Origin of the sequence: Roseicyclus sp., from assembly GCF_052168335.1 — a bacterium.
In the GTDB taxonomy this organism is placed as follows: Bacteria; Pseudomonadota; Alphaproteobacteria; order Rhodobacterales; family Rhodobacteraceae; genus Roseibacterium.
Map to the genome: position 1 here is coordinate 1 of NZ_JBQLZP010000025.1, position 10,225 is coordinate 10,225.

At 71.3% G+C, this 10,225-nt stretch carries 10 protein-coding genes and 1 pseudogene; 6 read left to right on the forward strand and 5 right to left on the reverse strand.

Translation table 11 applies throughout. The features are described 5' to 3' along the window. Positions 1 to 113 precede the first annotated feature (113 nt). On the reverse strand, positions 114 to 1,508 hold the full coding sequence (locus tag ACTS11_RS00830; protein WP_442638460.1) for a bifunctional enoyl-CoA hydratase/phosphate acetyltransferase: 1,395 nt from the start codon (positions 1,506 to 1,508) through the stop codon (positions 114 to 116). A gap of 152 nt (positions 1,509 to 1,660) precedes the next feature. Between ACTS11_RS00830 and ACTS11_RS00835 the strand changes: the two genes are divergently transcribed. Then, positions 1,661 to 2,599, forward strand: coding sequence for a nucleoside hydrolase (locus ACTS11_RS00835; RefSeq protein WP_442638461.1), 939 nt, complete (start codon positions 1,661 to 1,663; stop codon positions 2,597 to 2,599). Between the two features lie 55 nt (positions 2,600 to 2,654). Continuing rightward, positions 2,655 to 4,097 (forward strand): protein adenylyltransferase SelO, encoded by a 1,443-nt coding sequence (locus ACTS11_RS00840; RefSeq protein WP_442638462.1) that lies wholly within the window; start codon positions 2,655 to 2,657, stop codon positions 4,095 to 4,097. A gap of 2 nt (positions 4,098 to 4,099) precedes the next feature. Here ACTS11_RS00840 and ACTS11_RS00845 read toward each other — a convergent pair whose 3' ends face one another. Next, positions 4,100 to 4,996 carry a DMT family transporter gene (locus ACTS11_RS00845; protein WP_442638463.1) on the reverse strand — a complete coding sequence of 299 codons (897 nt, stop codon included), beginning with the start codon at positions 4,994 to 4,996 and terminating at the stop codon, positions 4,100 to 4,102. 144 nt (positions 4,997 to 5,140) lie between these two features. Between ACTS11_RS00845 and ACTS11_RS00850 the strand changes: the two genes are divergently transcribed. Further along, positions 5,141 to 5,554: a Fur family transcriptional regulator gene (locus ACTS11_RS00850; protein WP_442638464.1), complete on the forward strand. Its 414-nt coding sequence runs from the start codon at positions 5,141 to 5,143 to the stop codon at positions 5,552 to 5,554. Positions 5,555 to 5,957: 403 nt separating this feature from the next. Here the strand turns inward: ACTS11_RS00850 and ACTS11_RS00855 are convergent, their stop codons facing one another. Genes ACTS11_RS00855 through ACTS11_RS00865 form a run of 3 tightly spaced genes read right to left on the reverse strand, consistent with a single transcriptional unit; the run spans position 5,958 to position 7,130 of the window. Beyond that, positions 5,958 to 6,455 carry a MarR family winged helix-turn-helix transcriptional regulator gene (locus tag ACTS11_RS00855; RefSeq protein ID WP_442638465.1) on the reverse strand — a complete coding sequence of 166 codons (498 nt, stop codon included), beginning with the start codon at positions 6,453 to 6,455 and terminating at the stop codon, positions 5,958 to 5,960. A gap of 58 nt (positions 6,456 to 6,513) precedes the next feature. Further along, entirely contained in the window at positions 6,514 to 6,780 is a 267-nt protein-coding gene (locus ACTS11_RS00860; protein ID WP_442638466.1) for an FAD assembly factor SdhE, read from the reverse strand. Positions 6,781 to 6,788: 8 nt separating this feature from the next. After that, positions 6,789 to 7,130 carry a helix-turn-helix domain-containing protein gene (locus tag ACTS11_RS00865; RefSeq protein WP_442638469.1) on the reverse strand — a complete coding sequence of 114 codons (342 nt, stop codon included), beginning with the start codon at positions 7,128 to 7,130 and terminating at the stop codon, positions 6,789 to 6,791. Positions 7,131 to 7,391: 261 nt separating this feature from the next. Here ACTS11_RS00865 and ACTS11_RS00870 point away from each other — a divergent pair, with 261 nt between their 5' ends. The 3 genes and pseudogenes from ACTS11_RS00870 to ACTS11_RS00880 form a co-directional block, all read left to right on the forward strand. Continuing rightward, positions 7,392 to 8,594 carry a pyridoxal phosphate-dependent aminotransferase gene (locus tag ACTS11_RS00870; RefSeq protein ID WP_442638467.1) on the forward strand — a complete coding sequence of 401 codons (1,203 nt, stop codon included), beginning with the start codon at positions 7,392 to 7,394 and terminating at the stop codon, positions 8,592 to 8,594. 10 nt (positions 8,595 to 8,604) lie between these two features. Further along, positions 8,605 to 9,852: a glycosyltransferase family 87 protein gene (locus tag ACTS11_RS00875; RefSeq protein WP_442638468.1), complete on the forward strand. Its 1,248-nt coding sequence runs from the start codon at positions 8,605 to 8,607 to the stop codon at positions 9,850 to 9,852. A gap of 74 nt (positions 9,853 to 9,926) precedes the next feature. After that, positions 9,927 to 10,225 (forward strand): annotated as a pseudogene (locus ACTS11_RS00880) (hypothetical protein); the annotation flags it as partial.

The window sequence follows — 10,225 nt, forward strand, 5'->3', positions numbered from 1 at the left end:
GGGCCCGAGGCCGTCGACCTGCCCGCGCAGGATCTCGCGCGGCTCGGCCGCCGCGTCGTAGAGGCCGAACTTGAGCGAGGAGGACCCGGCGTTGAGCGTCAGGACGGCGGCGCTCACGGGACGAGGCCCGCGAGCACGCCCCGGTCATGGGCGTAGAGCGCCGCGACCGCGCAGGAGGCCAGGCGCGCGCGGTCGTCGTCTGCCCGGCTCGTGAGGATCACCGGCACCTGCGCGCCCATGACCACGCCCGCCGCCGCGGCATGGGCGAGGAAGGTCAGTTCCTTGGCGATCATGTTGCCGGCCTCGAGGTTCGGGGCCACCAGGATCTCGGCCCGGCCCGCGACGAGGCCGGTCAGCCCCTTGGTCCGCGCCGCGCCGAGGTCCACGGCGTTGTCCATGGCGAGCGGACCGTCGACGAGGCCGCCGGTGATCTGGCCCCGGTCCGCCATCTTGGAGAGGATCGCGGCGTCGAGCGTGGAGGGGATCGAGGGCGTCACCGTCTCCACCGCCGAGAGGATGCCGACCTTGGGCGTCTCGATCCCGAGCGAGAGGGCGAGGTCGATGGCGTTCTGCACGATCGAGACCTTGCACTCGAGATCGGGGGCGATGTTGATGGCGGCGTCGGTGACGAAAAGGAGATGGTCGAGCCCCGGCACGTCCATGACGAAGACGTGGGAAAGGCGGCGGTTGGTGCGGAGGCCGCCCTCCTTCTTCAGGATCGCGTGGAGAAGCTGGTCGGTGTGAAGGTGCCCCTTCATCACCGCCCGCGCGCGGCCCTCGTGCACCAGCGCGACGGAGCGCAGCGCGGCGGCGCGGTGGTCGGGGATGTCGACGATCTCGATGCCGGCGATGTCGGCGCCCGCCTCCGCCGCCGCGGCCTCGATCTTCGCGCGCGCGCCGACGAAGAGCGGGTCGATCAGCGTGTGGTCGCGCCCGAGGATCGCGCCCATCACCGCGTCGGGGCTCTCGGGGCAGACGACGACGGTGGGCATGGGCGGCAGCGGCTCGGCGCGGGCGAGCAGGCGGTCGAAGTTCGCGTGGCTCTGCACCGTCAGGCCGGGAACGCCCGTGATGTCGAAGCTCCGCGCGGCGTCGGGGGCGCGCACGCGGGCGGTGCCGGTGCAGACCGGGCCCGAAGGCCCGTCGACGCGGGTGGACAACAGCACCTCGCGGCCGGGGCCCTTCGCCTCCACGCGCACCGAGACGGTCAGCGTCTCGCCGGCGTGGGCGCGGCCGGTGAACGCGAGCTCCTGCGCGAGATAGAGCGTCCCCGGCCCCGGAAGCTGGTTGCCGAGCACGCCCGAGATCAGCGCCGCGACCCAGGCCGAGGGCGCGACCGCCTCGGGCGTGCCGTCGCCGTCGCCGTCATAGGCCGGCAGGTGCATCGGGTTCACGTTGCCGCTGGCATGCGCGAAGACATAAAGGTCGTCGGCCCGGACGAGGCGGGTGGTGGTGGCCTCCATCCCCGGCTCGAGGGCGTCGTAGGGCGTCGCGGTCAGGATCGTCATGGGCTTTCGCTCGCCTCCGGGGCCTCGTCCGCCACACCCTAGGGGCGTCCCGTGACGGCACCTTGATGTGGGTCAGGTTCTGGCACGGCTTGCGGCCGGGCGAAACCCGGTCCAGTTTCGCGGCGCAGGACAGGCAGGGGCACAGGCGGCACATGGCGCGCAGGATCATCATCGACACCGACCCGGGGCAGGACGACGCGGTCGCGATCCTGCTCGCGCTGGCGAGCCCGGAGGAGGTCGAGGTGCTCGGCATCACCGCCGTCGCGGGCAACGTGCCGCTGGCGCTGACGCAGAGGAACGCGCGCATCGTCTGCGAGCTGGCGGGGCGGCGGGACGTGCGCGTCTTCGCGGGCTGCGACGCGCCGATGGAGCGGCGCCTCGTCACCGCCGAGCATGTCCACGGCAAGACCGGCCTCGACGGGATCGAGCTGCCCGAGCCGACGATGGCGCTCGAGGAGGCACATGCCGTCGATTTCATCGTCGAGACGCTGCGCGCCGAGCCTTCGGGCACCGTCACGCTCTGCCCGCTCGGGCCGCTGACCAACATCGCGACGGCCTTCGCCCGCGCCCCCGACATCGTCGGACGGGTCGAGGAGATCGTGCTGATGGGCGGGGCCTATTTCGAGGTGGGCAACATCACCCCGGCGGCCGAGTTCAACATCTACGTCGACCCCGAGGCGGCCGAGATCGTCTTCCGCTCGGGCGTGCCGCTGACGGTGATGCCGCTCGACGTGACCCACAAGGCGCTGACGACGCAGGCCCGCATCGAGGGGTTCCGCGCCCTCGGCACCGAGGTCGGCACCGTCGTGGCCGAGTGGACCGACTTCTTCGAGCGCTTCGACATGGAGAAATACGGCTCGGAGGGTGCGCCGCTGCACGACCCATGCGTGATCGCGCACCTGGTGCGGCCGGGCCTGTTTTCCGGGCGGCACATCAACGTCGAGATCGAGACGGTCTCGGACCTCACGCGGGGGATGACGGTCGCCGACTGGTGGGGCATCACCGACCGGCCGAAGAACGCCATGTTCATGGGCGACGTGGACGCGCAGGGGTTCTACGACCTGCTGACCGGGCGGCTCGCGCGGCTGTAGCGGCCTTCCAATCGGGGGTGCGGAGGACTAACTCAGGGGCAACGAGGATGACCCGATGACCGCGCAGTTCCCCTTCGACAACAGCTATGCCCGCCTGCCGGACCGCTTCTACACGCGGCAGCCGCCGGTGCCGGTCGAGGCGCCCGCGCTGATCGCGGTGAACGAGGCGCTGGCCGCGCGCCTCGGCCTGACCCTGCCCGAAGACCCCGCCGAAACCGCCGCCATCTTCGCCGGCAACCGGGTGCCCGAGGGCGCCGAGCCGCTGGCGCAGGTCTATGCCGGGCACCAGTTCGGCGGCTGGGTGCCGCAGCTCGGCGACGGGCGGGCGATCCTGCTGGGCGAGGTCGTGGCGCCCGACGGCGCGCGCTTCGACATCCAGCTCAAGGGCGCGGGCCGCACGCCCTATTCGCGCATGGGCGACGGGCGCGCCTGGCTCGGCCCCGTGATCCGGGAATACCTGGTCTCCGAGGCGATGGCGGCGCTGGGCATTCCCACCACGCGCGCGCTGGCCGCCGTGACGACCGGCGAGATCGTGCTGCGCGAGGGGCGGATGCCGGGCGCCGTCTTCGCCCGCGTCGCGGCCTCGCATATCCGCGTCGGCACCTTCCAGTTCTTCGCCGCCCGCCGCGACGTCGACGCGCTCGGCGCGCTGGCCGGGCACGCCATCGCGCGCCACTATCCGGACGCGGAGGGGCCCGCGGGCCTCCTCGATGCCGTGATCGGGGCGCAGGCGGCGCTGGTGGCGCGCTGGATGGGCGTGGGCTTCATCCACGGCGTGATGAACACCGACAACATGGCCATCTCCGGCGAGACCATCGACTACGGCCCCTGCGCCTTCATGGACGAGTACCACCCCGAGACGGTGTTCTCCTCCATCGACCAGTACGGCCGCTACGCCTATGCGAACCAGCCGCAGATCGCGGTCTGGAACCTCGCGCAGCTCGCCACCGCGCTCCTGCCGCTGATGCCCGACCGGGACGCGGCGATCGAGGAGTTCACCGCCGCCGTCAACGGCTTCGCCGACCGTTTCGACGCCGGGTGGCACGCCGTCCTGCGGGCCAAGCTCGGCCTCGCCGAGGCGCGGGAGGGCGACGCGGAGCTCGCGCTCGACCTCCTCGGGCGGATGGCGGCGGGGAGCGCGGACTTCACCAACACGTTCCGCGCGCTCTCGGGGGCGGAGCCCGAGACGGCGGCGGCGCAGTTCACGGACCCCGCCGCGCTGACGCCCTGGCTCGAGGCCTGGCGCACGCGCCTCGCGGCCGAGGGGCGCGAGGAGGCGGACCGCGTCGCCGCGATGCAGGCCGCGAACCCGGCCCTCATCCCGCGCAATCACCGCGTGGAGGAGGCGATCGCGGCCGCCGTCGGCGGCGACTTCGCGCCGTTCCACAGGCTGACGCGCGCGCTGGCCCGGCCCTTCGACCCGGCGCCGGAGGACATGGACCTCGCCGCCAAGCCCCGCACCGAGGAGCGCGTCCTGCGCACCTTCTGCGGCACCTGACCTCAGCCGGGCGGGCGCGCCGGGCGGTTCACGAGGATCAGCCCCGCGCAGACCAGGACGAGCGACACGAGGATGCCGGGGCCCACGTTCTCGCCGAGCAGCAGCCAGCCGAGACCCACGCCGAAGATCGGCGACAGGAAGGCGAAGGCCGCGACGGAGGAGGCCGGGTAGATCGTCAGGAGCCAGAACCAGAACAGGAACCCCGCCGAGACGACCGCCACGATCTGGAAGCCGAGGCCCGCCCAGTGGATCAGCGCAGGATCCCGGAACGCGGGCCCGAAGAAGGCGGCGGCGACGAAGAGGATCGGCGTCGAGACGGCGAGCTGCCAGAGAAGCTGCACCTCCGGGCGCACCTCCTTCAGCGGCGTGGTGCGCACGATGAGCGCGATGGAGGCCCAGCCCAGCGCGGCGCCGAGCGCGAAGACATCGCCCAGAAGCGAGACCTCGCCCGCCGCGCCGTCGCGCGAGAGCAGCGCCACGACGACGCCGCCGAAGGCCAGCGCGAGACCGGCGGACTTGGTCGGCGTCAGCCGCTCGCCCGGGATCAGGACATGGGCCGCCAGCGCGAGCCACATCGGCATGGTGTAGAAGATGACCGAGGTGCGCGTCACCGAGGTGAGGTCGAGCGCGAGGAAGAGGCAGACGAACTCGAAGGCGAAGGCGACCCCGATGAGGAGGCCCGCGGGCACCGTCCGGCGCGGCAGGGTCAGCGCGAGGCCCCGCCACCGGATCCAGCCCCAGATCAGCAGCGCGCCGCCGAGCGAGCGGAGCGCCGCGAAGAAGATCGGCTGAAGCCCTTCGTTGGTGACCTTGATGACCACCTGGTTGAAGCCGAGCAGGAGCGCGAATCCGGTGAGGGAGGCGGCGCCGAAGGCGTCGATCCGGGGCTTTCGGGGCATCTGTCCCTCCTCTCCGCCCGGGAGTGGCCGGGGCCGCGGCCGCTGTCAAGGCGGCGGGCGACGACGCGGCGGGGAACCCGGTCTTTCCTCGCGCAATCGATTCCCCTAATCCTTTGGACGACGGCCGAAGGGCGGAAGGTGGCGATGGGCGATACGATCGAAGAGCGCTGCGAGGCGAAGGGTCTGCGCATGACCGAGCAGCGGCGCGTCATCGCGCAGGTGCTCGAGGCCTCGAGCGACCACCCCGACGTGGAGGAGCTCTACACCCGCTCGATCGAGCGCGACCCGCGCATCTCGATCGCGACAGTCTACCGGACGGTGAAGCTGTTCGAGGAATCTGGGATCATCGACCGGCTGGAATTCGGCGACGGCCGCTCGCGCTACGAGGACGCCGAGCGCGAGCATCACGACCACCTCATCGACATGCATTCGGGCGAGGTGATCGAGTTCGTCGACCCCGAGATCGAGGCCCTGCAGGAGAAGATCGCGCAGAAGCTCGGCTACCGGCTGAAGGGCCACAAGCTGGAGCTCTACGGGGTGCCGCTGCGCAAGGACTGAGCCGGGGCGGGCCGGATCGCGGGAACGAGCCTTCGGCACGGGCTGGAGACCCGCGCACCGGCAGAGCACGGGTCAACGCGGCCCCGGAGAGCCTCCCTCCCGGCAGGGGACGGGACTTCGTGGAACCGAGGAGCCTCCCTCCCGGCAGGGGTCGGGAGTGCGTGGACCCGAGGAGCCTCCCTCCCGGCAGGGAAAGGGTCAGCGTGGAACCGCGGAGCCTGGTCCCAGAGCGGCCTGGACGGACCCGCCGGAAATGCCCGCGGATCGATGCGTCGGGCCTGATCTCCCCTGGCCCCGGCATCAAGGCGGTGCCCGCAGGCCGCGGAACATGTGTCCCGGCCGCCGGTTCATGTCGGACGGCGTTTCCCCCGGGTTCCGTCCATGGCCGGCCTCAGCCGCCCCCTCAGTAGATATACCGGATCTGGTCGGACCAGTAGCGTTCGATGCGCTTCAGCGAATGGTTCACGCGGTCGATGCCGTCGGTCTCGAGCACGCTCTGGCGCAGCAACCCCTCGGCGTGCCGCTCGAAGAGCTCGCGCACCGTGTCGCGGATCAGGCGCCCCCGTTCCGTCAGGCGGACGCGGACCGAGCGGCGGTCGATCTCGCAGCGCTGGTGGTGCATGTAGCCCATCTCGACCAGTTTCTTGAGATTGTAGCTGACGTTCGAGCCCTGGTAGTAGCCGCGCGTCTTCAGCTCGCCCGCCGTCACCTCGTTCTCGCCGATGTTGAACAGGAGGAGCGCCTGCACGGCGTTGATGTCGAGGATGCCGAGACGCTCGAACTCGTCCTTGATGACGTCGAGGAGAAGACGGTGCAGGCGCTCCACCAGCGACAGGGATTCCATGTAGCCAGCCAGGAACCCGGTCCTGTCCGACGTCGCGAGGGGCGCGTGCATGCTCATGCTGTTCTCCGAAACGCTGTCTTGCGGCGGAGACTGGGCGCAAAACGGAAAAATTCCGTTAAGATCGAACGGTTTCGTAGTCGCGCCTGATCCGGTCGAGCATGGGGACCAGCGCGCGGGGCGGCTCGGCCTGGCCCGAGACCCAGGCGTAGAGGTCCTGGTCGGCCTCGGCCAGCACCGCCTCGAAGGCGTCGAGCGTGGCGTCGTCGGCGTCCGCCAGATGCGTCTCGGCCCAGGCGCCGAGGATCAGGTCCATCTCCTTGATGCCCCGGTGCCCCGCCCGCATCCGCAGCCGCTTGAGCCGTGTCTCGCGTGTCTCGGTCATCGCGTCCCTCAGATCGTGCGCGCCGAGAGCGCGAGGCGGAGCCGCTTCTCCAGCCGCGAGGTCGTCTCGGCCAGCCGCGCCTGCTCGACCTTCAGCGCGCGCATGTCGGAGAGGATCTGCACGAGGTCGCCGGGCAGTTCCTGGTGCGTCACCGGCCCGTCGAGCCCGTCGCCCTCGCCGTTGAGGAGCCACATGATCGAGACGCCGAGCATCCCCGCCAGCATCTGGAGGCGGTTCGCCCGCGGCTCGGAACGGTCGTTCTCCCAGGCGCGGATGGTGTTCACCTTGACGCCCAGCCGCCGGGCGAGTTCGGCCTGGCTGAGGCCCGCGGCCTCGCGTGCGCCGGTCATCCGGTCGCCGAAGGTCGCCGTGTCGGCGTCGTACCAGCCGGGGCCCTCGACATGGGTTTCATGGAGGTCGTGCAGCTCCTCCGCGGCGTCGGAGTGGCCCTCCGCGCCGGTCTCGCGCGGGTCGTTGTCGGGGGTGTCGGACATGTCGCCTCCTCGGGTCAAGCCTGCTTGATCGCGGCGCGGGGGCACCCTAAGCATGGGCCGACGCCATGTAAACCTGTCCCCCGAAATCGGGGACCGGACCAGACCCGGAGCGACCCCATGCCCTTCCTTTCCGACACGCTCTCCCGCGTGAAGCCCTCGCCGACCATCGCCGTCTCGAACCTCGCGGCGGAGCTGAAGGCCAAGGGGCAGGACGTGATCGGCCTCGGCGCGGGCGAGCCGGACTTCGACACGCCGCAGAACATCAAGGACGCGGCGATCGCGGCCATCAACGCGGGCAAGACGAAATACACCGCCGTCGACGGCATCCCCGAACTCAAGCGCGCGATCTGCGCCAAGTTCAAGCGCGACAACGGCCTCGACTACACGCCCGCGCAGGTCTCGGTCGGCACCGGCGGCAAGCAGATCCTCTACAACGCGCTGATGGCCACGCTGAACCCCGGCGACGAGGTGGTGATCCCCGCGCCCTACTGGGTGAGCTATCCCGACATGGTGCTGCTGGCGGGCGGCACGCCGGTGATCGCCGAGGCGCAGGCGCAGACCGCCTACAAGCTGACGCCCGAGCAGCTCGAGGCGGCGATCACGCCCAAGACCAAGTGGTTCATCTTCAACTCGCCCTCGAACCCCACGGGCGCGGGCTACACCGCCGAGGAGCTGAAGGGCCTGACCGACGTGCTGATGCGCCACCCGCATGTCTGGGTCATGTCGGACGACATGTACGAGCACCTGGTCTACGACGGCTTCGAGTTCGCCACTCCCGCGCAGGTCGAGCCCGGCCTCTACGACCGCACGCTCACCTGCAACGGGGTCTCGAAGGCCCACGCGATGACCGGCTGGCGGATCGGCTATGCGGCGGGGCCGGTCGAGCTCATCAAGGCGATGGGCAAGATCCAGTCGCAGTCGACGTCGAATCCCTGCTCCGTCAGCCAGTGGGCGGCGGTCGAGGCGCTGGAGGGTCCGCAGGACTACATCGCGACGAACAACGAGCTGTTCCGCCGCCGCCGCGATCTGGTGGTGTCGATGCTGAACGAGATCGAGGGCATGTCCTGCCCGGTGCCGGAGGGCGCGTTCTACGTCTATCCCTCGATTGCGGGGCTGATCGGCAAGACCTCCGCGGGCGGCACGAAGATCGACACCGACGAAGCCTTCGCGAAGGCGCTTCTCGAGGAGAAGGGCGTGGCCGTGGTCTTCGGGGGCGCCTTCGGCCTCTCGCCCTGCTTCCGCATCAGCTACGCGACTGCGGACGAGACCCTGCGCGAGGCCTGCACGCGCATCCAGGACTTCTGCGCCTCGCTGCGCTGAGCCGGGACCGGTGGCGGAGGGCGCAGCCAGCGACACGCCGCCGCCGCGCACCGGGGGCGAGGCCGGGCGGCGCCCGAACCGGGCCGCGCTCGCGGTCGTGCTGGCCACGGCGGCGGTGTCGGTCGCCCTCCTCGTCCTCTACGCTTCGGGCGTCGAGGGCGGGCGCGACGACGCGGGCCTGATCTACGGGCGCGACTTCGTGAACCTGCACCTCGCCGGCCGCATCATCGCCGAGGACAGGCTGCCGGTCCTCTTCGACAACGCCGCCTACATGGAGGCCCTGCGCGCCTGGCTCGGGCCCGGCTACTCGGTCCATCACTGGTCCTACCCGCCGAGCCTCCTGTGGCTGGCCGAGGGGTTCGGGCGGCTGCCCTACCCCGTGGCGCTCCTGATCTGGACGCTCGCGGGCGCGGGCCTGCTGATCCTCGCGCTTCGGGTCTGCGGCGTTCCGGCGTGGCTCGGCGCGCTGGCCTGCCTCTCGCCCGCGGGGCTTCTCAACATCCTCGCGGGGCAGAACGGGTTTCTCACCGCGGCGCTCTTCCTCCTGGCGGTCCTGGCGACGGTCGCGTCCCGGCCGCTCGGCGCCGGTCTGGCCTGGGCGGCGCTGACGATGAAACCGCATCTCGGCGTCGTGGTGCTGCCCTGGCTCCTCGCCTCGCGGCGCTGGGGCGCGATCGGGGCGGGGACGCTGTTCCTCGCCGTGCTCGTCGGGGCGACGATCTGGCGCTACGGGACCGAGCCCTGGGTGCTCTTCGTCACCGAGACGATGCCGTTCCAGCGCAGGGTCCTGGAGGAGTGGCAGGACGTCCTGACCTATCTCGTGCCGACCCTGTTCATGCAGGGCCGCCTCCTCGGGTTCCCGACGGAGGTTGCCTACGCGCTCCATGCCGGGGGCGTCGCGCTGGCCGTCTGGCTCCTGGTGCACGGCTGGCCCCGGCGGGACGACCTGCGCGACACGCTAACCTGGATCGCGCTCGGCACCTTCGCGATCCTGCCCTATTCCTTCGTCTACGACCTCGTGCTCCTGCAGGCCGTGCTCCTGCTCTGGATCCACGAGCCGGAGAAGCTCTTCGGCACGCGGCAGGTGGCGCGCGGCGCGGCGCTCTGGTGCCTCGCATGGGTGCTGCCCTTCGCGAGCGCGCTGATCGCCGCCTCCGTGAACCTTCAGGTCGCGCCCTTCTTCCTGCTCCTGATGCTCTGGTGCCGGGCGCGGGCGGCGCGACGGGAAAGGCGGGGCGGCGTCGGCTCCGCCGGTTGATGATCCACGCCGCAACGCTAGAACCCTCCGAGTAGCCGACCCCGGCGCCCCCACCTGCGGACACGTCTCCAGCCTTGCCCCGCGACACATCCTCCCCCGCGCCGGCAGCCTCCCCGGAGGTCGCGCGCTACTACGACGCCAGCACGGCGCGCTTCCTCGTCGTCGGCGGCAGCGGCTCCGCGCTCGCCATCCACCGCCCGCTCTGGGCCGAGGGGGTGCGCACGTGCGCGGAGGCGGCGGACCACGTCAACACCCTGCTCGGAGCCGAGGCCGAGCGGCTTCTGGGCGCGGCCCCGTCGCGGGTCCGCGACCTCGGCTGCGGCGTGGGCGGCAGCGTCTTCGCGCTGGCCCGGCGCTGGCCAGAGGCGACGTT